The sequence below is a fragment of the Streptomyces sp. NPDC017095 genome, from assembly GCF_044332325.1.
Taxonomy (GTDB): domain Bacteria; phylum Actinomycetota; class Actinomycetes; order Streptomycetales; family Streptomycetaceae; genus Streptomyces.
Genome location: NZ_JBIROU010000015.1, coordinates 141,757 through 167,367, shown reverse-complemented (window position 1 = coordinate 167,367; position 25,611 = coordinate 141,757). Strand labels below are relative to the sequence as shown.

Below are 25,611 nucleotides of genomic sequence, written 5' to 3'. Positions count from 1 at the left end.
CTGCGGAGTGCCGGGATGTCGCGGGAGGCGGGTCAGGGCAGCCCGGCCCCGGCCCGCTCCAGCACGGCGGCGGTGCGTCCCGGTGCGGTGTGCGGGAAGGAGTGCGCTCCCGGGACGAGAACGACCTGCCCGCGGCCGGCGAGGCTCGCCAGCCGGTGTGCCCAGTGCGGCGGGCTGAGGGCGTCGTGCTCGCCCACGACGGCGGTGACCGGACAGCGCACCGAGGACATGAGCCGCTCGGGCGCGTCCGACTGGGCCGAGCGGACACAGGAGGCGAGGCGGCGGGGGCCGGCCTTCAGATAGGAGGGCAGCACGGCCGGCAGGACGCCGGGAGACTCGTGGACCGCCGTGCGCGCGAAGGCACGGACGAGCGGGCCCGTTCGTCGCAGGTGAGGCGGGAACGTGGGCGCCAGCAGGACGAGCGAGGCCACCCGGTCGGGCCTGCGGACGGCCGCGTGCAGCGCCACCTGGGCGCCGGTGGAGTGTCCGGCCAGCACCACGGGGCCCGGAGCGACCTCCGCCAGCCAGCGCGCCACCGTGTCGGCGAGCGGTCCCAGCGTCGCGGCGCACGCGGGACCCGGCGGGTCGCCGTATCCGGGAACGTCCAGCACACGCGCCGGTCCCCAGCGGGCGCAGCGGTCGGCCGTGGACAGCAGGTATCCCGGCGCTCCGAGGCCCGGGACGAGGACGACCGGAAGCCGTCGCCCCCGGAGGGGGAGGGTTCCGAAGCTACGCACGCAAGCCAGGCCGGCGCGGTCGTGATGGACGTCCGTGTCCGGACGGGTCAGGCGCATCGCGGGTCTTCCCGGATCGAGGGCGGCCCGCTCGGCCCGCCGGTCGAGGACAGCGGCCGTGGTGGCCCGTGGCAGGGATCGCCGGGCACCCGGCGGCGCGGTGAGAGCGTCACCCGGTACGTGTGCGAGGGGTGCTGTCGGCCGTGGTCTGCGTGCCGCGGGTGTCTACCTGGACGGCGTGTCGCTCAGGGTGGACTCGAACCAGGCGATCTGGTCCCGCACCCAGGAGTCGCACACCGAGGTACGCCCGCTCGCCGGGGGGAAGAACGTCGCCAGCTGGTCCGCGATCCACGGGTCCGCGGCCTGGCGCGCGGTCCGCCGGCCGTCGGTGCCGTGCCCGGTGTCCGCGGCGGCCCGCTGGACCGAGGGGTGCTCGTGGTGCCGGGGGGTGGCCGCCATGGCCGAGCCGCCACCGGCCACGACGGAGCCTCCGGCTATGAGAGCGGTGACGCCTGCGAGAGCGATACGGCGGGTGAGCTTCATGGTTCTTCTCCTTGCTGGTCCGCCGTCCCGTGGTGATCACGCCACCGTGCGTGACGCGCGTGGTGGGGGACGGCGCGGAACCATCCGGTGGGCACGCCTACCCAGCCGTTCCCAAGCCACACCCCAGTCCCTTCCGAGACGCCCCGCCCTCCCGGCCGACGGCCTCCGGCGGACCCTCCGATCCGGTGCGGGCCCGCAACTCGAGCACGCCCACCGTCTGGCCCCCGCTCACCTCCCCGGGTCCGGCGGAAACCCAGGCGGAGGTAGAAGTCCTCCGGGCCGTCCGGGCCGGGGTGCCAGCTCGCGTACAGCTCCGTGCCGCCGCGGCGGCGGATCTCCGCGGCGACGGCATCGACGGCGAACCGGCCGTAACCCCTGCCCTGCTCCCCGGCGGCGATGTTCAGCCGCCACAGGCCGGAGCGGAAGAGGGTGCCGTCCTCGTGCCAGTCGATGTCGAAGAAGGCCATCAGGAAACCGACGGGACGGCCGTCGTCGGTGATCAGGCGGGGCCAGGCGACGCCCTCGGGATGGACGTACGCCTCGGCCAGGGACCGGACCACCGGCGCCACGGCGTGCTCCTGGCCGGGGTGGACGCGGATGCCGGTCGCGGCGTCGAAGGTGCGCGGGGTTATCTCCTCAAGACGGATCATCCCGGCACCGTAGGGGCCCCGCGCGGGCCCGGCCACGGGTTTTCCGCGCGCCGGCCACGGGTTCCGCGCCCCGGCCACGGGTTTTCCGCGCCTCGTGCGGCACGTCGGCGGAAGCATCCTGCGCGCGGTCGGTCCCCGGCCGGCGAGGAGCGTGTCACGGCCCGGCCGACCGTGCCCGGCAGCGGTCCGCACCGTGGTCTCACCCGTACGGCGGTTCAGCCCTTCGAGCGGTTCGTCGGCCCCTCGTCGTCGCTGCCGGGTTCGGCGGCCGGCGTCTGCGTGCCACGGCGGTCGGGTGTGGGCGGGTGGGCGGCACCGGTGGCGCCGGGCTGGCCGCCGCCCGTCGTGCCGTAGCCCCCGGGAATCCCCGGCGGTGTGTCCGCGGCCGCCGCCGCCTCGCTGATGTGGCGCCGGGCCCGGACACCCGCCCGGCGCTCCGGATACGGGTAGTCGAACGGCTCGGCGGCGGCCCGCTCCCGCTCCTCCTCGAGCCGGCGCCGCGCGGCGCGCTCGGCCGCCGTCGCCTGACCGTTCCCGGCCTCCCGGCCGCGGTCGGGCTCGTGCTCGTGGTCGTGTTCCTGGGCATGGTCGTGGTTCCTCATGCGGCGCCGAGTACCCGGGTGACGGCCACCGTCACCGGGTGACCCGGCGTGCCGGGCGCCCCGGAGACGATGGGCGGACGAGGGCGCAGGGGCGCGTCGCTGCCGCGCGGGGGAGTGGAACGGGCGGACGGGAATCGAGCAGTTGAGCGGTCAGTCGGCCGTTCGGGTCAGTCGTGCCGGCACCGTCGCCCGCGGTGTCCCGCGCCCGATTGCCTTGTTACCGAACACGGACAGAACCGAGCGAACGACGCCGGTGCCGGCGTCGTCTCATGGGGTGCAGCGAACAGCCGATGCGGCCGGTCGCCCCGCGAGAGCGGGGGAGGTGCCGCGTCCTGAAGACCAAAAGGGAGCCTTCAACATGACCACGCACCGTGCCCGCCGTACCGCCCGTTCCGCCGCCCTCGCCACCGTCACCGCCGCGCTGGCGCTGGGCCTCGCCGCCTGCGGCAGCTCCGGCGACGACTCGAAGGCGTCGGGCGCCGCCCCCGCCCCGGGTGCCGCGCAGAGCCGGTCCGCGTCCGACGCGGACGGCAAGGGCGGCACGGAGCGGGCCACCAGCGGTGGTGACCTCAAGAAGACGGTGCGCACGGCGACCGCGCAGGGCGGGGCGGTGGAGATCGCGACCAAGGCCGCGACGGCGAGTGTCCAGCCGTGTCGTGGGGACGAGCTGCTGGTCACCGCGGTGCACCGGTTCGCCGGTCAGCAGGGCGACCACCTGCTGCTCACCGCGGTGAACGAGGGCACCAAGTCCTGCTGGGTCACCTCGTACCCAAGTGTGGTGCTCGACTGGAACGCCGACAACGGCGAGAACGCCGCGCTGCCGCACTCGAAGAAGGACAACCCGGGCGGAGACAAGCACCTCACGCTCCAGCCCGGAGGCAAGGTGTACAGCGCCGTGAACCTCTTCGACTACGGCTCGAAGCACCACACGGCGCAGACGCTCGCCATCGCCCTGCGCGGCGCGAACGGTCACACCGGCCCCTTCTACTCCGTCGTCATGAAGGGCCAGAACCAGAAGTTCAGCTGGAACGAGGCCGACGTGCTGAACTGGAACACCGAGAAGCCGTACGACTTCTGACGGGGTATCAGCCGAGCCCTGGCTGGCCGCATGAAGTCAGCGGCATACACGGCGTGTTCTCACTGAACCGGCTCCACCTGCGGCCAGAGCACAGGTTGGGAAACGAAGTTGCCCCAGCCTGTGCTGGTCACTAAAGTCGGTCAGGTGACTGCCGGGTCGGCCATGGGCCATGCACGAGTGAGGCTCCCGGCCTCGGCGTGAGCGCGAGGCGGGCAAGAGGCCCGCCCCTGTCTCCGCGTCTTCGCTTCCCGCGCCCGTATGCGGCGCTTCACCACAGCGGATCCCAAGACCGGAGACCCACCACTGATGTCCTCTCCCCAGCAGTACCCGCATGCATCCGAACTGCCTACGGCCGGTGCCCAGTTGAACCACGCGGCCGTCTACGCGAGCGACCGGCACCTGTCCGCCGAGTTCCTCGCCGCGATCCTGGGCCTGAAGGTCGGCGCCCCGTTCGGGCCGTTCCTGCCCGTCGACCTCGGCAACGGTGTGACGCTCGACTACTACGAGAAGAGGGACGAGCCGATCCAGTCACAGCACTACGCCTTCCTCGTGCCCGACGAGCAGTTCGACGCCATGATCGCCCGTCTGGAGGCGGTCGGGGTCACCTACTACGCCGACCCCAGTCACACCCAGGCCGGCCAGACCAACAGCCTGTTCGGTGGTCGTGGCGCCTACTTCGAGGACCCGGACGGCCACAACATGGAGATCATGACTCGGCCTTACATCCGGCCGTAGGGGTGGCGCGTACCGGCCGGTGATCAAGCCGGCCCTGAACCGCCGGCTCGCACCCCTCACCCCCTTCACCCCCTTCACGCCTGAACTGCTGCCGGAAGTCGGTGGAAGTCGGTCACCGTCCCCAACGTGCGTGTGGGGGCGGCGGGTTGCGCTCCTCATGCGATGGGCGTCGACACCATGACGCAGTCGCGTGTCGTCGTCGACGCCGAGGAGGGGTATCGAGGGATGACGAGACGTGCATGGCCGCGGAGTCCGGGCCGTGACGGGCGTGCCACCGGAGTGACGCCCAGTACGACGGGTCGCCGTACCTCACGGTGCCGCCCGGTACGGAAGCGTGGCGGAAGCGGCGTGGAGTGGTGCGGGTCTACGGGGGGACGGGCATGACGACGACCGGGTCATCGGACGGGACCCAGGAGCCACAGCCGGGCGGCGCCGACGGCACCGACGAGGAGTCCACTCCACGACGGGCCGGACAGAGCGGTGACTCCGACGCCGGCCCGGCCGTGGTCGCGCGGCACCCGCGGCGGAACGGCGCCGACGAGGACGGCACACCTCGTGAGAGCGTGGCGTCGATCGTCACCGAGGCACTCGGTCTGGCGCCCGGCGCCACCCGGCGGCGCAGGGCAGTGACCCTGCTGGTGATGCTCGCGATCGCTTGCGTGGCCGTCTTCCGGGACACGCTGACCGGCTACCTCATGATCAGTCCCAGTGTGGCCCGGGAGAACGACTCCAACGCGCAGTACGACGCCGACAAGGCGCCGTTCACGGTGTCCGTGCGGTCCGAGGAGGACGAGCCCGAGACATGGGCGATGGTTTTCGACCGGGTGCTGACGTCCGACGAGAAGCGGAAACTGGTGGCCGCCGGCGACCGCGCGGCCGCCTTCTCGTACCTGAAGAAATGGGGAGGCCGCCTGCTCACCGACCGCGCCATGCTGGAACACGCCCCCGAGCGGTACAGGGACCAACTGGCGTCGAGCACCGTCGGATGGTACGCCGACGTGTTCCAGATGAACGTGATGAGCACCCGGTCCACCGCGGTGGTCATCAACGGCTGGAAGGTCACCGACGTGGCCTGCCGGAAGAGCGCCGGGCGCACCGTCGTCATCCTTCCGGAGCAGGGCGGCGCGTCCTACGAAGGTCTTCAGCTCAACATTCCGCCCCTCGCCGGCGAACCGGTGCTGACCGACGAGACCGAGGGACAGGGCGAGTCCTACTTCAGCACCCATTACCTCGAGGTCGGAGGCGGCCAGCCCTCGGGCGGTGTCAAGGTGCACGCGATCGCGCCGCCCGGGCAGTCGTGCCGGTGGGGCATCAAGCTCCGCTACACCGACTCCTGCCAGACCACGCGGTGGATGCGGCTGAAGGACGGCAACGGCAAGCCCCTGCGCCTACGCACCGACTCCACGCCCGTGAACACCCGGCAGGAGTGGGTGCTCATCGTCGCTCCGTGGAGACTGTGCAACAGGGCGGAGCCGCACACGTGCGTGCGCGCCACGCCTTGACCGAACCTGCCTTCACCGCCGGGCGAACCGGCTATCTGCCTATGACGCCTCACCACGGGAGCGGATGCGCAACAGCCCTCCCGCGACCCGGCACCCACACCGGGCACGTGTCTGGCCGGCAGGTCTCTCGGCACGGGCAGGGAACGGAGGCGGACGGGAATCGAACCCGCCGGCCCGGGATCCCCGGGCCCCTCGGTTTTGAAGACCGGGAGGGCCACCAGGCACCCACACGCCTCCACCGCTCGTCAGGCTACCGCCCCAGGAGACCACCCCCACGACATCGACACCGGCCAGTCCGCCCACGAGGGCGGCCCACCTGCAATATCCCGCCCGGCGAACCGGAGGAGGTGCCGGCGGGTCCGCTCACTCCGTGAAGGGTGCGGTCAGCACCAGGTCCTCCACGGTGGGCACCGGGAAGCCGGGGAGGTGACGGCGGCCGACCTCGGCGAAGGGATGCATGAGTTCCCCCATGGGCTTGGTGCGGCACAGCGCCAGCATCGTGTCCACCGCCACCTGCTTGAACTGCCGCCGCGGGAACGCGTCGAGCACCTCGGTCACGGCGTCGGACGGGATCCGCTCCAGGCCGTGTCCGGTGAAGTCGACTCCGGAACCGGCGCAGACCAGGGCGATCTCCGGCCTCTTGCGGGCCGCGATCCCGGCGCTGGTGTGCAGCGCGATCGCGTCCCACACCACCTCCACCCGCTCGGCCGGCACCCGCAGCCGCTCCAGGAAACGGCGTGCGGCATCGGCGCCGTCGACCTCGAACCGTTCGGACGGCGTCCGGAACGCTTCCACCAGACCGAGGTCGTGCAGGACGGCGGCCACGAAGCCCAGTTCCCGGTCGTAGCGCACCTCCGGGTGGTCGACCAGCAGTGTGCCGAAGACATAGCTGCGCAGCACATGGTTGAAGAGCGTCTCCGAGCTGACCCGGCGCGCGAACGCCACGGCCCGCCGGGCCACCTCGCCGTCGGGCAGCGGGACCCCGGCCACCTCCGTGGGCAGTCCGGCCGGGCGCCGGCCCGGCCGGGTGCGGGCGGCGGCGGGCGGAGCGGACAGCGCGGTCGTCGCGCCGGCCGCGGCGACCCCGGCTCCGCTGCGGAGCACCGCGCGCCGGGTGACCTCCTGCTGTCCGTCGGTCGTCCTGTCGGTCATCTGCACGTTCCTCTCGCCTGCGGCTTGACACCGCGAGCCTAGGAACGGCGGCACCGCGCCGACAGCGGCGAAAATGACAGACAGTCACCGATTCCCGCCAGCGAGCCCGGCCTGGTCCAGACGGGAGGACTCAGCGGCCCCGTGCCGTCGGGCGCTCCCGGCACGCGGGTTCCCCGGCGGACGCCAGCCCGGCGTGGAACACACCGAAGCACGGGACCGCAGAGCGGCGAACAGCGCGGCCCCGGCCGCCACACCCAGCCGCCGGCCCCGTCCCGCGTAGACGGCGAGGCCCGCGCCGCCCGCCCTCGGCAAGAGCACCGGGCCACCGCCGGCGATCCGCTCGTCCCCGTCCTCCACCGAGGCCCACGCCCTGCCATACCCAGAATGGGCGCGGCCCCGCCGGGCTGCCTGTGGGCCGCAGGGGCCGACCCGGTACACCCGTCTCCGCTCGGGCCGGTGTGCTGGCCGGGCCGCCCGCCGCTAGCCGTGGCTGGCCCCGTCCTGCCGTACGCCGAGTGAACGCGGCCAGCCGCACGCCCGCCACGGCCAGCCGCCGGTCCCGTCCCGCTTACATGGCGAGTCCCGCGCCACCCGCCCTCGGCAAGAGCGCCGGGCCGCTGCCGGTGCTCTGCTCATACCGCCCCCCGCCGAGGCGCCGCGCTGCCGCACGCCGAGTGCGCGCGGCCCCGCCGGGCTGCCCGTGGGCCGCAGCGGTCGGCTCCGGTACGCCGGTCCCGCCCGGGCCGGTGCGTCCGCCGGGCCGCCCACCTCCCGTCGCGACCGGCCCCGGTACGGCGTCTCCATCCAGACTGGTGTGCTGGCCGGGCTGCCCAGCCGGTCGCCGCGGCCGGCCCCCGCCCTACCGCACGCCGAGTGCACACGGCTGGCCGGGCCGCCCACCGCCCGTCGCAACCGGCCCCGGTACGGCGCCTTCACCCGGGCCGGTGTGCTGGCCGGGCCGCCCAGCCGGTCGCCGCATCTGGCGCCACCCTGCCGTACGCCGAATGGTCACAGCCCGCCGGGCCGTCCGCCGACCGCCGGGACCGGCCCCGGTACGACCTCTCTGCCCTGGCCAGTCCACCCGTCTCCATCCGAGCAGGTGCGCTCGCCGGGCTGCTCGCTGGCCGCCGCGACCGGCCTCGGTACGGCCGTCTCGTCTGGGCCGGTGTGCTGGTCGGGCTGCCCGGCCGGTCGCCGCAGCCGGCCTCGCACTGCCGTACGCCGAGTGGTCACGGCCCGTCGCGCCGCCCGTCGCGACCGGCCCCGGTACGGCGCCTTCACCCGGGCCGGTGCGCTGGCCGGGCTGCCCGCCGGTCACCGCAGCCGGCCCCGCGCTGCCGGACGTCGAGTGAGCCCGCCAGCCGCACCGCCCGCCAGCCGCCGCGACCGGCCCCGGTACGGCGCCTCCGCCCAGGCCGGTGCCCCCGCCAGCCGCCGCAGCCAGCCCCGATAAGCCCGTCTCCGCCCGAGCCGGTGCGCCCGCCGGACGACACGGGCCGGTGCGCCCGCCGGGCCCGGGCCGGTGCACCCGCCGCCCCAACCCGCTGCCCCCGCAGTTCCCGGTGGACCCCGACGCACCCTCGGACCGGATGGCCGCCGGGCGGTCGCGGGCGTGGGGACTACCGGCGCCGCCCCGCTGCCGGGGATACTGACAAAACCCCATCGGATACCCCGGTAGAGCTGTCTCACACCTGTCATCCGGCAATAATTGCCATGGTCCTCAGGGTTGGCCGACGGCTTTGTCCGAGCCTGCGGAGGTGGGTTAACCTGCGGCGTATTTTCTCATCATGCAAATCCGTGAACTGCGGAAATGCACACACCAACGGCTGGGCGGCGGCCCGCTCCCGGCCGCGGTTCCGAGTCCTCGCTGGGAGGGCTCCTGGGGAGTGGATCGAGGGTGCGCATGGCCGGCAAGGCGACCGGGACGACCGAGGCTGTCCCGGGTGACCACGAACTCAGAAGACTGCTCGCGGGCCTGACCGCGGTGCGGGACGGTGATTTCGGCACGCGGTTGCCGGACGACTCCACCGGGCTCATGGGCGACATCGCCACCGTCTTCAACGGCATGGTCGACCAGTTGTCCGTGTTCACCAGCGAGGTCACCCGGGTGGCCCGCGAGGTGGGCACGGAGGGCACCCTCGGCGGGCAGGCGCAGGTGCCGGGCGTCTCCGGGACCTGGGCCGACCTGACCGACTCCGTCAACGCGATGGCGGGCAACCTCACCACGCAGGTCCGGGACATCGCGCAGGTCGCCACCGCCGTGGCCAAGGGCGACCTGTCCCAGAAGATCGACGTGCCCGCGCGCGGCGAGATCCTCCAGCTGAAGGAAACCGTCAACACGATGGTGGACCAGCTCTCGGCGTTCGCCGACGAGGTGACGCGCGTAGCGCGGGAGGTGGGCACCGAGGGCCGGCTGGGGGGTCAGGCGCAGGTGCCCGGGGTCGCCGGGGTCTGGCGGGACCTGACGGACTCGGTCAATTTCATGGCCGGGAACCTGACGGCGCAGGTGCGCAACGTGGCGCAGGTGACGACCGCGGTGGCGCAGGGTGATCTGTCGCAGAAGATCACGGTGGACGCGCGGGGCGAGATCCTGGAGCTGAAGAGCACCATCAACACGATGGTGGACCAGCTCTCGGCGTTCGCCGACGAGGTGACCCGGGTGGCCCGGGAGGTGGGCACCGAGGGCCGGCTCGGCGGGCAGGCGGACGTCAAGGGGGTCAAGGGCACCTGGCGGGACCTGACGGACTCGGTCAACTTCATGGGCGGGAACCTGACGGCGCAGGTGCGCAACGTGGCACAGGTGGCCACCGCGGTGGCGCAGGGTGATCTGTCGCAGAAGATCACGGTGGACGCGCGGGGCGAGATCCTGGAGCTGAAGAACACCATCAACACGATGGTCGACCAGCTCTCCGCGTTCGCCGACGAGGTGACGCGCGTGGCCCGCGAGGTCGGCACCGAGGGCCGGCTCGGCGGGCAGGCCCAGGTCCGCGGTGTCGCGGGCACCTGGAAGGACCTCACCGACAACGTCAACGTGATGGCCTCCAACCTCACCGGCCAGGTCCGCTCCATCGCCCAGGTGGCGACCGCCGTAGCCAAGGGCGACCTCTCGCAGAAGATCACCGTGGAGGCCAAGGGCGAGGTCGCGGCCCTCGCCGACGTCATCAACACCATGGTCGACACCCTTTCGGCGTTCGCCGACGAGGTGACCCGGGTGGCCCGCGAGGTGGGCACCGAGGGCCGGCTCGGCGGCCAGGCGCACGTGCCCAACGTGGCCGGCACCTGGAAGGACCTCACCGACAACGTCAACTCCATGGCCAACAACCTCACCGGCCAGGTCCGCAACATCGCGCTGGTGACCACCGCCGTGGCCAAGGGCGACCTGTCGAAGAAGATCGACGTGGACGCCCGCGGCGAGATCCTGGAGCTGAAGACGACCATCAACACGATGGTCGACCAGCTCTCCGCGTTCGCCGACGAGGTCACCCGGGTCGCCCGCGAGGTCGGCACCGAGGGCCGGCTCGGCGGGCAGGCCGAGGTCGAGGGCGTCTCCGGCACCTGGAAGCGGCTCACCGAGAACGTCAACGAACTCGCCGGCAACCTCACCCGGCAGGTCCGCGCCATCGCCGACGTCGCCAGCGCGGTCGCCGAGGGCGACCTCACCCGGTCCATCACCGTCGACGCCTCCGGCGAGGTCGCCGACCTCAAGGACAACATCAACTCCATGGTGGAGTCGCTGCGCGAGACCACCCGGGCCAACCAGGAACAGGACTGGCTCAAGACCAACCTGGCCCGGATCTCCGGCCTGATGCAGGGCCACCGCGACCTGCCCGTGGTCGCCGAACTCATCATGGACGAGCTGGCACCGCAGGTCTCCGCCCAGTACGGCGCCTTCTACCTCGCCGAGGAGGGCGAGGCCGGTCCCGAACTGCGGCTCGTCGGCTCCTACGGCCGGCCCGAGGCGGACACCCGGCCCGTCCGCATCCCGTTCGGCCGGTCCCTGGTCGGCCAGGCCGCGCGCAGCCGCCGTACCATCGCAGTGGACAAACTGCCGCCCGGGTACGTCACCATCTCCTCCGGTCTCGGACAGATCGAGCCCACCGCGCTGCTGCTGCTCCCCATCGTCTTCGAGGAGCAGGTCCTCGGCGTGATCGAGCTGGCCTCCGTCACCCTGTTCACCCCGGTGCAGCGGGACTTCCTCCAGCAGCTGGTGGACACCATCGGTGTGAACGTCAACACCATCGTCGCCAACGCGCGCACCGACGAACTGCTGGAGGAGTCGCAGCGGCTGACCAGCGAACTCCAGTCGCGCTCCGCCGAGTTGCAGGCCCGGCAGGAAGAACTCCAGAGCTCCAACGCCGAACTGGAGGAGAAGGCCTCGCTGCTCGCCGACCAGAACCGGGACATCGAGGCGAAGAACCTCCAGATCGAACAGGCCCGGCAGGAACTGGAGGCGCGCGCCCAGCAGTTGTCGCTCGCCTCCAAGTACAAGTCCGAGTTCCTCGCCAACATGAGCCACGAGCTGCGCACCCCGCTCAACAGCCTGCTCATCCTCGCCCAGCTGCTGGCCCAGAACCCCTCGCGCAACCTCACCCCGAAGCAGGTCGAGTACGCGGGCATCATCCACTCGGCCGGCTCCGACCTGCTCCAGCTCATCAACGACATCCTGGACCTGTCCAAGGTCGAGGCCGGCAAGATGGACGTGACACCCGAACGCGTCCCGCTGCGCCAGCTGATCGAGTACGTCGAGGCCACCTTCCGGCCCATGACCTCGCAGAAGAGCCTGGACTTCACCGTCACCACGGCCCCCGGCGCCCCCGCCGACCTGCTCACCGACGACTCCCGGCTCCGCCAGATCCTGCGCAACCTGCTGTCCAACGCGGTGAAGTTCACCGAGCAGGGCGGCGTGGAACTGCGCGTCGAACCCGCCCCGGACGACCAGGTGCCCCGGGGCCTGGTGCGCGGCGGCACCGTCGTCGCCTTCCGGGTCAAGGACACCGGCATCGGCATCCCCGAGCAGCAGCTGGAGACCATCTTCGGCGCGTTCCAGCAGGCCGACGGCACCACCAGCCGCAAGTACGGCGGCACCGGACTCGGCCTGTCCATCACCCGGGAGATCGCCCATCTGCTCGGCGGCGCCGTCACCGTGGACAGCACGCCCGGCAAGGGCAGCACCTTCACCCTCTTCCTGCCGGTGGCCCGGCGGGACTTCGAGGAGGCTCTGAGCACGCGTCCGGTGCCGAAGCCGGCCGAGCAGCAACGCCCGGAAGACTCAGCCGGGACCATCGTCGTCCAGGACGGGTCGGCGGCCGTCGCGCGGCGGGAGCGCCCACGCCGCCTCCTCGTCGTGGAGGAACGCCCGCGCGGGCTGCTGACGCTGGTCGCCGAGAGCGTGGTCCGGGACCTGGAGCACAGCCGCCCGGACGGCGGCGGCACGCCCGTGGACATCATCACCGCGGTCGGCGCCCAGGAGGCGGCCGGTGCCCTGGCCGCCGAGCCCTGCCACTGCGTCGTGGTCGAACTCGGCATGCCCGACGGCGAGTCGGCCCGCTTCCTCGAAGCCCTGCGCGGCGACTCGGCGCTCATGAGCGTGCCGGTGCTGGTGCACGGCTCGCACCGCACCGAGCCCCTCGCCGAGGACGCCCCGGGCGGTTCGCCGGAGTACCTGTACAGCCTGGACGAGCTGCGCGAGCGGATCGCGCTGCACCTGTCGGCCGAGGAGCCCGGCGAGGTGCTCACCCTGGTCCGCGGCGAGGAGCCCCAGCGCACCGCGCCCCATCTGGTCGACGAGCACACCCACGGCCGTACCGTCCTCGTGGTCGACGACGACGCCCGGAACCTGTTCGCGCTCAGCGGCATCCTCGAACTGCACGGCTTCCGGGTCCTGCACGCCGAGAACGGCCGCAAGGGCATCGAGACGCTGCTGAACAACCCGGACGTCGAACTCGTCCTGATGGACGTGATGATGCCCGAGATGGACGGCTACACGGCCACGGCCGAGATCCGCAGGATGCCGCAGTACGCCGACCTGCCGGTGATCGCCGTGACCGCCAAGGCCATGCAGGGCGACCGGGAGAAGAGCCTCGCCTCCGGAGCCAGCGACTACGTCACGAAACCGGTGGACACCCATGACCTCATCGCCTGTGTCCGGCGCTGGCTCCCCGCATGAGCACGGCGCAGCCCGTCCGCCCGTCGTCAGGCCGAGGAGCACGGATCCGGTGAACAATCATGAACCGGGCACGCCGGCCGGTGTGCCCGCCCGGCTTCCCGCCGCCGACCAGGTGCCGGCCGACGCGTCCGCCGCCACCTCGGTGGGCCGGCTCGCCGCCACCGTGGAACGGCTGCGCCGGGAGGTGCGGGCGGCGCAGGCCGAGGCGGAGGGCCGGGCGCTGATCGAAGTCGCCAAGGGCATCCTGGTCGAGCGCCTGAGCTGCGGTCCCGCCCAGGCGGCCCGGCAGCTCGCCGAACTCGCCGAGCAGGCGCAGGTGACGCCGCTGGAGTTCGCGGTGGACGTCATCAACCAGGCGGCCCGGGACCGCGTCGCGGAGGTCACCGAGGCGTTCCTCTCCGTCGCCGCGGACCCGTCCGGGCCGGTCGAGGAGTCCGCCGCCGTCCGGCTGCGCGCCGCCGAGAGCGGTGTGCTGGCCGCGCCCGACACCCAGGCGATGGCGGACTCGCTGCTGGAACACGCCCTGCGCCCGCTGGGCGCGGTCGCCGTGGCCATCTGGTCGGCCGGCCCCGACGGCTCGCTGACCCTCGCGGGCAGCGGCGGCTTCCCGCCGGGCGAGGCCGCCCGCTGGCGCTATGTCCCGCCGGACGTGGTGACCGTGGCCCGGCGCGGCCTGACCGAACCCGACGGCCAGTGGCTGACCTCGCTCGCGGACTCCGGGCTGCCCACGATCGGCCGGCGCGAGTACGGCGACGGCGCGCGGATCGCCGTACCCGCCGGGACGGGCGGCCGTATCCACGGCGTCCTGGAGATCGCCTGGCCCAAGCCGGAGGCCCCGCTGCCCCGCCCGGTCCTGCGGCAGGTGGAGGCCCTCGCCGAGCTGTGCGCGCACACCCTGGAGACCCTGGCGCCACCGCCCGGCACCGACCCCGAACCGGCGCTCCTGCCCGACGTGGTGGAGCTGATGGACCTGGCCGACGGGCTGCACGACCCGGCCCTGGTGCTGGTGCCGCACCTGGACGACGACGGTCGGCTGGTCGACTTCCGCATCGAGCACGTCAACAGCCGCTTCCTGGACCCGGCGGGCCGGCCGCGGGCCGTCGTGGGCGGCGCGCTGCTGCTGGAGGCCTACCCCATGGCCGCGGGCACCGGCGAACTGTTCCAGCGGGTGGAGCGGGTCTACGCCACCGGCGAGCCGTTCCGCGCCCGCCGGATGCGGCTGACGGCGCTGGTCGACGAGGTGCCGCTGTCCGCCGTGGCCGACATCAGCGTCAGCCGGCACGGCTCAGCGGTCCTGCTGATCTGGCGGATCGAGGACGAGACGGCACGCCTGGCCAGTCTGCTCCAGCACGCCCAGCGGCTCGGCCGGATCGGCGGTTTCGAGGAGAACCTGCTCACCGGCGAGATCACCTGGAACGGCCAGCTCTTCAGTCTCTACGGCCATGCGCCCACCAGCCCTCCGGTGGCGCTCCAGGACCTGCCGGCCCACGCCCACCCGGACGACGCCGTCACCCTGCGCCGCTTCCTGCGCACCGTGCTGCACCAGCGCCGGCCCGGCTCCGCCGCGTTCCGGCTCCAGCGCCCGGACGGGGTGACCCGGCACATCCGGGTGGTCGCCGAACCCGTCCTCGACACCGACGGCCAGCTCCTGGGCGTCCGCGGTGCCTACCAGGACATCTCCGCCCAGCACTGGACCGAGGTCGCGCTCGCCGTCACCCGAGACCAGCTCGCGCACACCGAGCAGCAGGCCCTGGAGCGCAACCGGCTGACCCTCCAGCTCCAGCACGCGATCATGCCCCCGGCGCAGGCCCCGCTGCGGATGCCCGGTCTCCAGGTGGCGGTGCGCTACCGGCCCGCCGAGACCGAGCACCTGGTCGGCGGCGACTGGTACGACGCCGTCGTGCTGCCGTCCGGGCTGGTGCTGCTGTGCGTCGGGGATGTCGCCGGGCACGGCATCGAGGCGGCGACCAGCATGGTCGTCCTGCGCAACGCGCTGCGCGGCCTCGCCGTGACCGGGGCCGGACCGGCCCAGCTGCTGTCCTGGCTGAACATCGTCGCCCACCATCTGACGGGCGCCGTCACCGCCACCGCCGTGTGCGGCCTGTACGACAGCGAGCGGCGGACCCTGCGCTGGGCGCGGGCGGGCCATCTGCCGCCGGTGCTGGTGCGGGAGGCGGACGCCACCGCGCTGCCCACGGTCCGGGGACTGCTGCTGGGCGCCGTGCCGGAGGCGGGCTACGAGGAGACCGAGATGCAGCTGGCCGAGGGGGACACGCTGCTGATGTACACCGACGGCCTGATCGAGCGCCGGGACCGCTCCGTGGAGGAGTCGCTGACCCATCTGCTGGACACGGCGAGCGCGGCGCCGAGCACGCTGGACCAGCAACTGGACCGGTTGCTCACCTACAGCAAGTCGGACACCGACGACGACACCTGCATCGTCGGCATCAGGGTCGTCTGAGCGGCCGGTCCCGGCCTGCCGGGACCGGCGGTGCGGGGGTTCAGCCGGCGGTGAGCGGCACGGTCGCCGTGACCCGCTTGCCGCCGGACAGCCAGGTCACCTCCAGGTCCCCGGCCAGCATCGCCACGAGATGCAGACCGTGACCGCCGACCCGCCGGGGATCGGGAGGACGCCGGTGCGGCGGCCGCCGCGAGGTGTCCGTGACGGTGACGCGCAGCGCCCTCGCCTCCGGCAGCAGCTCCAGCCGCAGCGCGCACGGGCCGGGGGCGTGCTTGGCCGCGTTGGTGACGAGTTCGCTGACGACGAGCTGGGCATCCTGCACCGCACGCCGTCCGGGCGCCGGCCGCGCCCGCGCCAGCAGGGCGGCGACGGCGTCTCTCGCCTCGCCGATACTGGTGACGCCGGTGTCCCAGGTGCGGCTGTAGCGCAGGTCCGCAGGGCGGTCCTGCGTCGTCGCGTGGGTCCTGAGCGGGATGTCCATACCTCGTTGGCCTTTTCCTCTGGGGTCAGGGGCCCTTCCTGTGCACAGGGGGGTGCCGTCCCTGCCCGGTTACCCACTGGCGGCCGGGTCAAGGGGAGCCGGGCCGGGAATCCTCCGGATGCGCGCGAAATGCCTGCCGGGGAAGGGCGCGGTCCGGGCCGGGGGAGGGGGAGGGGGCCGACGGCGCCGGGAAGGGCGGGCGGACACGCCGGCGGGCCCGGGAAATCCGCTGTACCGGATTTCCCGGGCCCGCCGCAGGGCCGAATCGGCGCGCTCAGTGCTTGAACACGTCCTTCGCCTTCTCCTTGCTCTGCCGCGCGTCTCCCTCGGCGCCCTTCATGCGGCCTTCGGCCTCCAGGCGCTCGTTTCCGACGGCACGGCCCGCGGCTTCCTTGACCTTGCCCTTGACCTGCTCCGTCTTGGCCTTTGCCTTCTGGTTGCCGGCCATCGCGCGTCACTTCCCCACATGTACGGGATCTTCGGTCCCCTTCCGGATTGCCGTTCACCCGCCATCCAAACCCGAATGACCCGTTCCGCTATTGACCGGCAATTCGGAGGGGTGATCGCGGAATTGGCGGGCACACGCCGCTGCGGAGGTAGATAAACATGGTTCCTTTGCTTCTGGTTCTTCTGCTGGCCCTGGTTCTTTTCGGCGCGGGCTTCGCCCTGAAGGCGCTGTGGTGGCTCGCGGTGATCGTGCTCGTGGTGTGGGTGATCGGCTTCGTCGTCCGTCCGGCCGGGTCCGGGGGCCGGCGCGGACGCTGGTACCGCTGGTAGGCCGCCGGCCCTGACAGTGGCGGCACTCCCAGGGCGAGCGGGCCCCGGCTTCGGCCGGGGCCCGCTCGGCGTGTGTCAGCGTTCGCGGCGCCGGCGCGCGAGGTGCCGTACGACGCATCCCGCGACCACCACGGCGGCGGCCGCGAGGACGTACGGCTGGTAGCGCCGGATGTCGGCGTAGACCGTGGTGATGTGGCTGCCGGCGAGGTAGGCCAGCGTCGTCCACAGGCCGACCCACAGGGCCGCGCCCAGGGCGTTGAAGGCGAGGAAGCGGCGCCAGCGCATGCCGGTGGTGCCCGCGATAATGCCGTTGGCCTGGCGCAGGCCCTCCACGAACCGGGCCACCGTCACGATCTTGCCGCCGTGCCGGGCGAAGAATCCCTCGGCGGCCTCGAAGCGCTTCGGGGTCAGCAGGACGTACCGGCCCCAGCGGTGCACGAGGGCGCGCCCGCCGGCCCGGCCGATCAGATAGCCGAGGTTGTCCCCGGCGACGGCCGCGGCGAACGCGATCAGCGCCACGGCGACGATGTCCAGCCGTCCCGCGCCCGCGTACACGCCGGCGGCGAGCAGGATCGTCTCGCCGGGCGCCGGGACCCCGAAGTCCTCCACGAAGACCACGGCACCCACGGCCCAGTAGCCGTAGTGCCCGAGCAGCGGCTCCAGAGGGGCCAGCGGTCCCGGCAGCGGAGGCGACATGCCTCCACGGTACGACGGCGCTGCCGCGGCCCGGTCAGGAGCGGGTGGCCGGGGCCTGCCGGTCCGGTGCGACGGCGTCCGGGCCGCTCTCGGGCGCCGTCGGCGCGGGCCGGCCCGGGCGGCCGGTCAGCAGCCGGGCGAGCGGCTCGGTGTACCGGGCGGTGAGCGGGCCGGCCACGACCAGGATCAGGACGTACGCGGTGGCCAGCGGGCCGAGGTCGGAGTCGATGCCGGAGGTGACGGCCAGCCCCGCGATGACGATGGAGAACTCGCCGCGGGCCACCAGGGTGCCGCCGGCCCGCCACCGGCCGCCCGCGGAGATGCCCGCGCGGCGGGCCGCCCACCAGCCGGTGGCGATCTTCGTGAGGGTGGTGACGGCGGCCAGGGCGAGCGCGGGCAGCAGCACGGGCGGGATGCTCGCGGGATCGGTGTGCAGGCCGAAGAAGACGAAGAACACCGCCGCGAACAGGTCTCGCAGCGGCGCCAGCAGGTTGTGGGCGCCCTCGGCGACCTCCCCGGACAGGGCGATGCCCACCAGGAACGCGCCGACCGCCGCCGAGACCTGGAGCTGCTGGGCGACCCCGGCCACCACCAGCGTCAGGCCGAGCACCACGAGCAACAGCTTCTCCGGGTCGTCGGTGGAGACGAAACGGGAGATGTGCCGGCCGTAGCGCACCGCCACCACCAGCACCAGGCCCGCCACCCCGAGCGCGATGGCCAGCGTGACGCTGCCGGCGGCGAACCCGGTGCCGGCCAGCAGGGCCGTGACGACGGGCAGGTAGACCGCCATCGACAGGTCCTCCAGCACCAGGATGCTGAGGATCACCGGTGTCTCCCGGTTGCCGATCCGGCCCAGGTCGCCGAGGACCTTGGCGATGACGCCGGAGGAGGAGATCCAGGTGATGCCGGCCAGCGCGACGGCGGCGATCGGGCCCCAGCCCAGCAGGAGGGCCATGGCGGCGCCGGGCAGGGCGTTGAAGGTGGCGTCGACGATCCCGGCCCGGTACTGGGTCTTGAGGTTGGAGACCAGATCGCCGGCCGTGTATTCGAGGCCCAGCATGAGCAGCAGCAGGACCACGCCTATCTCGGCGCCGATGGCCACGAACTCCTCGCTGGTGCCGAGCGGCAGCAGCCCGCCCTCGCCGAAGGCCAGTCCGGCCAGCAGATACAGCGGGATGGGCGAGAACCGCAGGCGGGCGGCGAGCCTGCCGAGCAGCCCGAGGCCCAGGATGATCGCGCCGAACTCGATCAGGAAGACCGCGGAGGAGTGCATCCGCCTCACTCCCGCCCGAGGACGGCGGCGGCGGCGTCCACGCCCTCGCGGGTGCCGATGACGATGAGCGTGTCCCCGCCGGCCAGCCGGAAGCCGGGACCGGGGGAGGGGATCGCCTCGGCGCGGCGCAGGACGGCCACGATCGACACGCCGGTCTCGGTGCGCATCCGGGTCTCGCCGAGCAGCCGTCCGTTCCAGTACGAGGTCCCGGACAGCGCGATGCGCTCGGCCACCAGGCCCAGCTCCGTCGTGGACAGCAGGGTGGGGCTGTGGTGGGTCGGCTTCAAGGCGTCCACCAGCGCCTCCGCCTCCTGTCCGGTGAGGCGGACCGACAGCCCGCAGGCGTCGGGATCGTCCTGCCGGTAGGCGCTGAGCGTGCGGGAGCCGTCCCGGTGGGCGACCACCGACAGCCGGCCCTGCCCGCGGGTCGTCAGGTCGTACCGGACACCGATGCCCGGCAGCGGTGTCCTGCTGGTGCGTGCGCTGCTCACGTCTGCCCCCCTGCCCGGCTTGAACAATCCTTGGTGAAAGCGTTACCGGCAGCTTACCCGAGGTCTGATCACGTCCGGGGAGGGGTCAGTGCGGGCGGGTGGGCTGGGAGGCGGCGTCCTCGCTCTCCGTGGTGCCGCGGGGTTCCTGCTGGCACGCGGGGCACAGCTCGTGGTGGCCGTCCCGGGTGACGACCGTGCCCCAGCCGAGGCACTGCTCGCAGTCGCGGGCGGGATCCAGATCGGGGCGGGGCGGCAGCTGAGGGCTGCGGTGGGCTCCGTACACCATGCGGTGAGCGGCTCCTTGACGTCGCGGGCTCGCAAGGGAAGAGGTGACAACGCTGTCCCCACGACCTCTATTATGTCCTACTTTTTGCTTATGTCTGTGATGCAGATCACATTCGTTTCCGTCCGGGCCACCCGGGCACGCGGTGATCAACGGAGCGAGAGGAAGGAGCGCCCGTGAGTGGTGCGACGTCGGACGGACAGCAGCGGGCGCCGGGCGGGCCGCGGGTGCCGGCGGCCGTGGCGCGGCTGCCGCGCCAGGTCCGCGAGGAGCTGACCCGCAGGCTCCGCCGCAACCGGGGGGCCTACCAGGCGGAGGACGTCCAGGTCGTCGAGCCCCCGCTGCTGCGCCGCGCCGTCGGCGCCTCGGCGCTCGGCAACTGCATGGAGTGGTTCGACTTCGGTGTCTACAGCTACCTCGCCGCCACCATCGGCAAGGTGTTCTTCCCGGGCGCCTCGCCGGCCGCCCAGGTCATCTCCTCGTTCGCGACCTTCGCCGCCGCCTTCGTCGTACGGCCCCTCGGCGGGCTCGTCTTCGGGCCGCTGGGCGACCGGATCGGCCGGCAGAAGGTGCTCGCCACCACCATGATCATGATGGCCGCCGGCACCTTCGCCATCGGGCTCATCCCCGGCTACGCCACCCTCGGCATCGCCGCGCCGGTCCTGCTCCTGCTGGCCCGCATGGTCCAGGGCTTCTCCACCGGCGGCGAGTACGGCGGCGCCACCACCTTCGTCGCCGAGTACTCCCCGGACCGCCGGCGCGGCTTCCTGTCCAGCTGGCTCGACTTCGGCACCTTCACCGGCTACGCCCTCGGCTCGGCCCTGGTCACCGCGCTGAACCTGGCGCTGACGGACGAGCAGATGCTCTCCTGGGGCTGGCGCGTGCCGTTCCTGATCGCCGGGCCGCTCGGCGTGATCGGCCTCTACATGCGGATGAAGCTGGAGGAGTCCCCGGCCTTCCAGCAGCAGTTGGACGACCACGAGAAGGCCCTGGCGCAGGAGTCGGCGGGCAGCGAGTTCAAGGACATCGTGCTCGGCCACTGGCGGGGCCTGCTGGTCTGCATGGGCCTGGTGCTGCTCTACAACGTCACCAACTACATGGTCACCGGCTACCTGCCGACCTACCAGACCGAGACCCTGCACCGCTCCAGCGGCTCCGCCGACCTCCTGGTGCTCGTCGGCATGGTGTGGATCGTCCTCCTGATCACCTTCCTCGGCCGGCTCAGCGACCGGGTGGGCCGGCGGCCGCTCTACGCCGTCGGGGCCGCCGCGATGATCGTGCTCGCCGTGCCGGCCTTCCTGCTGATCAAGGCGGATGGCACCTGGCCGCCGATCCTCGGGGTGCTGCTCCTGTCCACGCTGCTGGCCTGCTTCGCCGCGCCCAGCGCGGCCACCCTGCCCGCGCTCTTCCCGACCGCCGTGCGCTACGCGGCGATGGGCATCGGCTTCAACATCGCGGTCGCCGCGTTCGGCGGCACCACCCCGCTGGTCACCGCCGCCCTGGTCGGCCTGAGCGGCGACGACCTCATGCCCGCCTATTACCTGATGCTGGCCGGCGCCATCGGCCTGCTCACCGTGCGGTTCCTGCCCGAGAGCGCCCAGGTGCCGCTCAAGGGCTCGCAGCCCATGGTCGGCTCGCGCGAGGAGCGCCGCGAACTCATCGTCGCGTCGAAGGAGTTGTACGCCTTCGACCGGGAGCGGGAACGCGACGGCGCGCGGCACGGCTGAGGCACCGGGAAGCGGGGCGAGAAACGCGAGGTTGTCCGATCGTACGAACTTCTCGCGGGCCGGGTTACCGGGCTCCCCTGGGCTTGATAGGAAACTTTCCTACCAGTGCCGGTCCCGACCGGCACCCCGCCCCCCACACCCCTCTTGGAGCCACCGTGGCGCATCCGTCCCGCCCAGCAGCGTCCGCCGCCCGTCTCTCCCGCCGCGCCGTCGTCACCGGGCTCGGCGCCGCCGCCCTCGGCGGCGCCCTGCTCGCGGTCACCCGGCCCGGCACCGCCTCGGCCGCGGCGCCGGACCTGGACGACCCGGCGAAGAAGGAGATCGCCATGAAGCTGGTGTCCAGCGCGGAGAACTCCTCCCTCGACTGGAAGGCGCAGTACCGGTACATCGAGGACATCGGCGACGGCCGCGGCTACACCGCCGGCATCATCGGCTTCTGCTCCGGCACCGGCGACATGCTCGACCTCGTCCGTCTCTACACCGACCGCAAGCCCGGCAACGTGCTCGCGCCGTACCTGCCCGCCCTGCGGAAGGTGAACGGCACCGACTCGCACGCCGGTCTCGACCCCGACTACCCGCGCACCTGGCGCAAGGCCGCCCAGGACACCGCCTTCCAGCGGGCCCAGGACGACGAACGCGACCGCGTCTACTTCAACCCGGCCGTCGCCCGGGGCAAGGCCGACGGACTGCGCGCCCTCGGCCAGTTCGTCTACTACGACGCCCTCGTCATGCACGGCGACGGCGACGACCCGACCGGCTTCCGCGCCCTGCGGACCCGCGCCCTGCGCACCGCCAAGCCGCCGGCCCAGGGCGGCGACGAGACGGCGTACCTCGACGCCTTCCTGGACGCCCGGGTGTGGGCGATGCGGCAGGAGGAGGCGCACAGCGACACCAGCCGGGTCGACACCGCGCAGCGGGTCTTCCTGCGCGCGGGCAACCTCGACCTGGACACCCCGCTGGACTGGAAGGTGTACGGGGACGGCTACCACATCGGCTGAACCGCGGCGGGCGGCGTCCCACCAGGTGGGGCGCACTCGCATGGTATGCCCCTGACGAGGAAAGATGGGCGGTGAGCGATCGACCCCACCGATGCGGAGGAATGGAACTCATGCCGCACGAGCGCGCCGGCCGGCCGGCCGGTCCCGAGGACCTCGTCGACGTGGCCCGACTGGTCACGGCGTACTACACGCTGCACCCCGACCCGGCGGACCCGGGACAGCGGGTGGCGTTCGGCACCTCGGGACACCGCGGTTCGTCCCTGGCGAGCGCCTTCAACGAGGACCACATCGCCGCCACCAGCCAGGCCATCTGCGAATACCGAGCCGCCCAGGGCACGGACGGCCCGCTCTTCCTGGGCGTCGACACCCATGCCCTGTCGGAACCGGCGAAGGCCACCGCGCTGGAGGTCTTCGCCGCCAACGAGGTGACCGTGCTCATCGACAGCGCGGACGGCTACACGCCCACTCCCGCCGTCTCGCACGCGATCCTGACGTACAACCGGGGCCGTGCCTCCGGACTCGCCGACGGCGTGGTGGTCACGCCCTCGCACAACCCGCCCGCCGACGGCGGCTTCAAGTACAACCCGCCGAGCGGCGGCCCGGCCGCCTCCGGCGCCACCTCCTGGATCCAGGACCGCGCCAACCAGCTCATCGCGGGCGGCCTGAAGGACGTACGCCGGCTGCCCTACGCCCGCGCGCTCGCCGCGGACACCACGCGGCGCTACGACTTCCTCGGCGCCTACGCCGGTGATCTGCCCAGCGTGCTCGACCTGGACGCGGTCCGTGCGGCCGGCGTGCGCATCGGCGCCGACCCGCTCGGCGGCGCCTCCGTCGCCTACTGGGGCCGGATCGCCGAGCAGCACGGCCTCGACCTGACGGTGGTCAACCCGCACACCGACCCCACCTGGCGGTTCATGACGCTGGACTGGGACGGCCAGATCCGCATGGACTGCTCCTCGCCGTACGCGATGGCCTCCCTCATCGAGCAGCGCGACCGCTTCGACATCGCCACCGGCAACGACGCCGACGCCGACCGGCACGGCATCGTCACCCCGGACGCCGGCCTGATGAACCCCAACCACTACCTCGCGGTCGCCATCTCCTACCTCTACCGGCACCGCGAGCAGTGGCCGGCCGCCGCCGGCATCGGCAAGACCCTGGTCTCCTCCACCATGATCGACCGGGTCGCCGCCGACCTCGGCCGCCGGCTGGTCGAAGTGCCGGTCGGGTTCAAGTGGTTCGTGGACGGACTGGTCGGCGGCGACCTCGGGTTCGGCGGCGAGGAGTCGGCCGGCGCCTCCTTCCTGCGCCGGGACGGCTCGGTGTGGACCACCGACAAGGACGGCATCATCCTGGCCCTGCTCGCCTCGGAGATCACCGCCGTCACCGGCAAGACGCCCTCGCAGCACTACGCCGAACTGACCGACCGCTTCGGCGCGCCCGCCTACGCCCGCATCGACGCGCCCGCCACCCGCGAACAGAAGGCGCTGCTCGGCAAGTTGTCCCCGGCCCAGGTCACCGCGGACACGCTGGCCGGGGAGGCGGTCACGGCCGTCCTCACCGAGGCGCCCGGCAACGGCGCGGCGATCGGCGGCATCAAGGTCACCACCGAGAACGCCTGGTTCGCCGCCCGGCCCTCGGGCACCGAGGACGTCTACAAGGTGTACGCCGAGTCCTTCCTCGGCGCCGACCACCTCGCCCGGGTGCAGGAGGAGGCCCAGGCGGTGGTGCTGGGCGCGCTCGGCGGCTGACGCGCAGCGCGCGGGCGGTCCTCCGCGCGGAGGACCGCCCGCGGGTTCAGCGCCCGTGGGGCAGCCGGTCGAGGACGGCCCGGGCCATGGCCGCCTCGCCCAGGGCGTTGGGGTGCGCGGGCGCCGCGGGCGAGTCGGGCCGCAGCGGCTCGATCCAGCGGACCTCGGGGGACCGGCACATGTCGTGGCCGGCCGTGGGCCGGTAGGTGTCGACGTACTCGGCCCGGTTCACGGCCGCGACCAGCCGCAGCATCAGGTTCAGCCGCTTCTCGGTGTCCCGCAGATAGGCGAAGTCCTGCTGGGCGAAGGGGACCTGGGGGAAGCAGCCGCTGCCGTCCTCGGGCAGCAGATCGGGGTAGCCGACGACGAGGACCCGGGCGTGCGGCGCGCGGGCGCGGACGGCGCGCAGCACCCGGTCGATCTTCGGCGCGGTCTGGACGACGGCGAGGGCCAGCCGGTCCCGGCCGCCGGCCGTGTAGGAGCGTTGACAGGGGTTGCCCGCGGGGTCCTGGGCGGCGAGCCGGGCGCAGGTGGCGATGATGGGACCGAACCCGACGTCGTTGCCGCCGATCTGCACCGTCACCAGGCCGGTGCGCCGGCCGAGCGCGTCGAGCTGGGGCGGGTTGGCGCCCTGGGCCCGCCACATCTCGGCGGTGGTGGCGCCGCCGCAGCTCACGTCCGTGAACGCGGCCGGCTTCAGCCGGGCCGCCACGAGCGAGGGGTAGTTGTGGTCCGAGCGGGCGCAGCCGGGGTCCACCTGCGCCGGGATGCCGGGCCCGGAGGTGTAGGAGTCGCCGAGCGCGGCGTAGCCGGTGCCGCCGGGCCCGGCGGGGTGCGCCGCGGCCGGCGGGGTGGCGGCGGCGACGAGCGCGCAGCCGCCCAGCACCGTGCCGAGCACCGCGCGCCGGCGCCGGACCCTCGTCCCGCCCGCCGTCCGCGTGCCGTAGCCCATGCGTCCTCCCGGAAGACCGCCACCGCGCGCGGTGGCGGCACCTCGCGGCGGCCCTCGCGCGTTCGTCCGCCTTGTATACCGTCCGGTCCGTCCCGTCGGCCAGAAGCGGGAGACGGCGAGTTGCGGGGCGGAGGCGGTGGGTTCGCGCGGTCGCGGCGGCGGGTTCCCGGGCGGAGGCGGCGCGGACGGCGGGACGGCGGGCGGGCCGGGCTCACACGGCGGAGGCCTGCTCCGCCGGTACGGCCTGGTGCGGCACGGCCGCCTGGAGCAGGGAGTCGTCCTCCGGACGAGCCCCCGAGAGTCGGTGGCGGGCGGCGATCAGGGCCATGTCGACATCCCGGGTGCCGGTGGCCACGCAGAGCGTGTAGGAGATGTCCGCGAGCCGCTGCCGGGCCTCGGGAGTGCTCTCCTCGGCCCCGAGCAGGGTGAGGGCCTCGTACTGGGCGATGAGGTCCTGCAGTACGGCGGGGTGGGCCATGAGCATGGGGTCTGCCTCCGTGGGTGATCGCCGATGTGCGAATTCGCAGCGCGAATACCCCCGTGACGGCCGCGCATGCCC

At 73.1% G+C, this 25,611-nt stretch carries 21 protein-coding genes, 1 tRNA gene and 1 pseudogene; 9 read left to right on the top strand and 14 right to left on the bottom strand.

Annotated features, from left to right (window positions below; genetic code table 11):
• Positions 1–32: 32 nt before the first annotated feature.
• The 4 genes and pseudogenes from ACH4OA_RS27245 to ACH4OA_RS27230 form a co-directional block, all read right to left on the bottom strand.
• The gene (locus ACH4OA_RS27245) at positions 33–794 is read right to left on the bottom strand and encodes an alpha/beta fold hydrolase (protein ID WP_397971607.1); all 762 of its coding nucleotides are present in this window, start codon (positions 792–794) and stop codon (positions 33–35) included.
• 165 nt (positions 795–959) lie between these two features.
• Positions 960–1,277, bottom strand: coding sequence for a hypothetical protein (locus ACH4OA_RS27240; protein WP_397942167.1), 318 nt, complete (start codon positions 1,275–1,277; stop codon positions 960–962).
• Positions 1,278–1,473: 196 nt separating this feature from the next.
• Positions 1,474–1,927 (bottom strand): annotated as a pseudogene (locus tag ACH4OA_RS27235) (GNAT family N-acetyltransferase); the annotation flags it as partial.
• A gap of 215 nt (positions 1,928–2,142) precedes the next feature.
• Entirely contained in the window at positions 2,143–2,529 is a 387-nt protein-coding gene (locus ACH4OA_RS27230) for a hypothetical protein (protein WP_397942164.1), read from the bottom strand.
• 358 nt (positions 2,530–2,887) lie between these two features.
• Between ACH4OA_RS27230 and ACH4OA_RS27225 the strand changes: the two genes are divergently transcribed.
• From ACH4OA_RS27225 to ACH4OA_RS27215, 3 genes are all read left to right on the top strand, one after another.
• Complete coding sequence (locus ACH4OA_RS27225; RefSeq protein WP_397971605.1) at positions 2,888–3,607, top strand: DUF4232 domain-containing protein; 720 nt, start codon at positions 2,888–2,890, stop codon at positions 3,605–3,607.
• Between the two features lie 306 nt (positions 3,608–3,913).
• The gene (locus ACH4OA_RS27220; RefSeq protein ID WP_397971603.1) at positions 3,914–4,342 is read left to right on the top strand and encodes a VOC family protein; all 429 of its coding nucleotides are present in this window, start codon (positions 3,914–3,916) and stop codon (positions 4,340–4,342) included.
• A 380-nt stretch (positions 4,343–4,722) separates the two neighbouring features.
• The gene (locus ACH4OA_RS27215) at positions 4,723–5,844 is read left to right on the top strand and encodes a hypothetical protein (protein ID WP_397971600.1); all 1,122 of its coding nucleotides are present in this window, start codon (positions 4,723–4,725) and stop codon (positions 5,842–5,844) included.
• A gap of 144 nt (positions 5,845–5,988) precedes the next feature.
• On the opposite strand, the gene ACH4OA_RS27210 is transcribed toward ACH4OA_RS27215, so the two are convergent.
• Positions 5,989–6,081 (bottom strand) — tRNA-Sec (locus ACH4OA_RS27210).
• A 126-nt stretch (positions 6,082–6,207) separates the two neighbouring features.
• Positions 6,208–6,996 carry an HD domain-containing protein gene (locus ACH4OA_RS27205; protein ID WP_397971597.1) on the bottom strand — a complete coding sequence of 263 codons (789 nt, stop codon included), beginning with the start codon at positions 6,994–6,996 and terminating at the stop codon, positions 6,208–6,210.
• 1,903 nt (positions 6,997–8,899) lie between these two features.
• On the opposite strand from ACH4OA_RS27205, the gene ACH4OA_RS27200 reads away from it, so the two are divergent.
• Together ACH4OA_RS27200 and ACH4OA_RS27195 are read left to right on the top strand one after the other, a co-directional pair.
• The gene (locus ACH4OA_RS27200) at positions 8,900–13,162 is read left to right on the top strand and encodes a HAMP domain-containing protein (protein WP_397971595.1); all 4,263 of its coding nucleotides are present in this window, start codon (positions 8,900–8,902) and stop codon (positions 13,160–13,162) included.
• A gap of 49 nt (positions 13,163–13,211) precedes the next feature.
• On the top strand, positions 13,212–15,623 hold the full coding sequence (locus ACH4OA_RS27195; RefSeq protein ID WP_397971593.1) for a SpoIIE family protein phosphatase: 2,412 nt from the start codon (positions 13,212–13,214) through the stop codon (positions 15,621–15,623).
• A 40-nt stretch (positions 15,624–15,663) separates the two neighbouring features.
• On the opposite strand, the gene ACH4OA_RS27190 is transcribed toward ACH4OA_RS27195, so the two are convergent.
• Together ACH4OA_RS27190 and ACH4OA_RS27185 are read right to left on the bottom strand one after the other, a co-directional pair.
• On the bottom strand, positions 15,664–16,104 hold the full coding sequence (locus ACH4OA_RS27190) for an ATP-binding protein (protein WP_397942152.1): 441 nt from the start codon (positions 16,102–16,104) through the stop codon (positions 15,664–15,666).
• A gap of 274 nt (positions 16,105–16,378) precedes the next feature.
• On the bottom strand, positions 16,379–16,552 hold the full coding sequence (locus ACH4OA_RS27185) for a CsbD family protein (protein ID WP_397946950.1): 174 nt from the start codon (positions 16,550–16,552) through the stop codon (positions 16,379–16,381).
• A 158-nt stretch (positions 16,553–16,710) separates the two neighbouring features.
• Between ACH4OA_RS27185 and ACH4OA_RS27180 the strand changes: the two genes are divergently transcribed.
• Complete coding sequence (locus tag ACH4OA_RS27180) at positions 16,711–16,881, top strand: hydrophobic protein (RefSeq protein ID WP_365883454.1); 171 nt, start codon at positions 16,711–16,713, stop codon at positions 16,879–16,881.
• Between the two features lie 75 nt (positions 16,882–16,956).
• Here ACH4OA_RS27180 and ACH4OA_RS27175 read toward each other — a convergent pair whose 3' ends face one another.
• The 4 genes from ACH4OA_RS27175 to ACH4OA_RS27160 all read right to left on the bottom strand — a co-directional run bounded on the left by ACH4OA_RS27175 (position 16,957) and on the right by ACH4OA_RS27160 (position 19,627).
• On the bottom strand, positions 16,957–17,577 hold the full coding sequence (locus ACH4OA_RS27175) for a DedA family protein (protein ID WP_365883453.1): 621 nt from the start codon (positions 17,575–17,577) through the stop codon (positions 16,957–16,959).
• Positions 17,578–17,611: 34 nt separating this feature from the next.
• The gene (locus ACH4OA_RS27170) at positions 17,612–18,850 is read right to left on the bottom strand and encodes a cation:proton antiporter (RefSeq protein ID WP_397946948.1); all 1,239 of its coding nucleotides are present in this window, start codon (positions 18,848–18,850) and stop codon (positions 17,612–17,614) included.
• A gap of 5 nt (positions 18,851–18,855) precedes the next feature.
• Entirely contained in the window at positions 18,856–19,341 is a 486-nt protein-coding gene (locus ACH4OA_RS27165) for a cation:proton antiporter regulatory subunit (RefSeq protein ID WP_397942146.1), read from the bottom strand.
• A gap of 85 nt (positions 19,342–19,426) precedes the next feature.
• Entirely contained in the window at positions 19,427–19,627 is a 201-nt protein-coding gene (locus tag ACH4OA_RS27160) for a hypothetical protein (RefSeq protein ID WP_397971590.1), read from the bottom strand.
• A gap of 173 nt (positions 19,628–19,800) precedes the next feature.
• On the opposite strand from ACH4OA_RS27160, the gene ACH4OA_RS27155 reads away from it, so the two are divergent.
• The 3 genes from ACH4OA_RS27155 (at position 19,801) to pgm (ending at position 24,100) form a co-directional block, all read left to right on the top strand.
• The gene (locus ACH4OA_RS27155; RefSeq protein ID WP_397942144.1) at positions 19,801–21,351 is read left to right on the top strand and encodes an MFS transporter; all 1,551 of its coding nucleotides are present in this window, start codon (positions 19,801–19,803) and stop codon (positions 21,349–21,351) included.
• 155 nt (positions 21,352–21,506) lie between these two features.
• The gene (locus tag ACH4OA_RS27150; RefSeq protein WP_365942201.1) at positions 21,507–22,349 is read left to right on the top strand and encodes a chitosanase; all 843 of its coding nucleotides are present in this window, start codon (positions 21,507–21,509) and stop codon (positions 22,347–22,349) included.
• Positions 22,350–22,459: 110 nt separating this feature from the next.
• Entirely contained in the window at positions 22,460–24,100 is a 1,641-nt protein-coding gene (pgm, locus tag ACH4OA_RS27145; RefSeq protein ID WP_397971587.1) for a phosphoglucomutase (alpha-D-glucose-1,6-bisphosphate-dependent), read from the top strand.
• A 46-nt stretch (positions 24,101–24,146) separates the two neighbouring features.
• Here the strand turns inward: pgm and ACH4OA_RS27140 are convergent, their stop codons facing one another.
• Positions 24,147–25,052, bottom strand: a complete 906-nt coding sequence (locus tag ACH4OA_RS27140) for an SGNH/GDSL hydrolase family protein (protein ID WP_397971585.1) — start codon at positions 25,050–25,052, stop codon at positions 24,147–24,149.
• A 211-nt stretch (positions 25,053–25,263) separates the two neighbouring features.
• The gene (locus tag ACH4OA_RS27135) at positions 25,264–25,536 is read right to left on the bottom strand and encodes a DUF5133 domain-containing protein (protein WP_365883935.1); all 273 of its coding nucleotides are present in this window, start codon (positions 25,534–25,536) and stop codon (positions 25,264–25,266) included.
• Between the last annotated feature and the right edge of the window lie 75 nt (positions 25,537–25,611).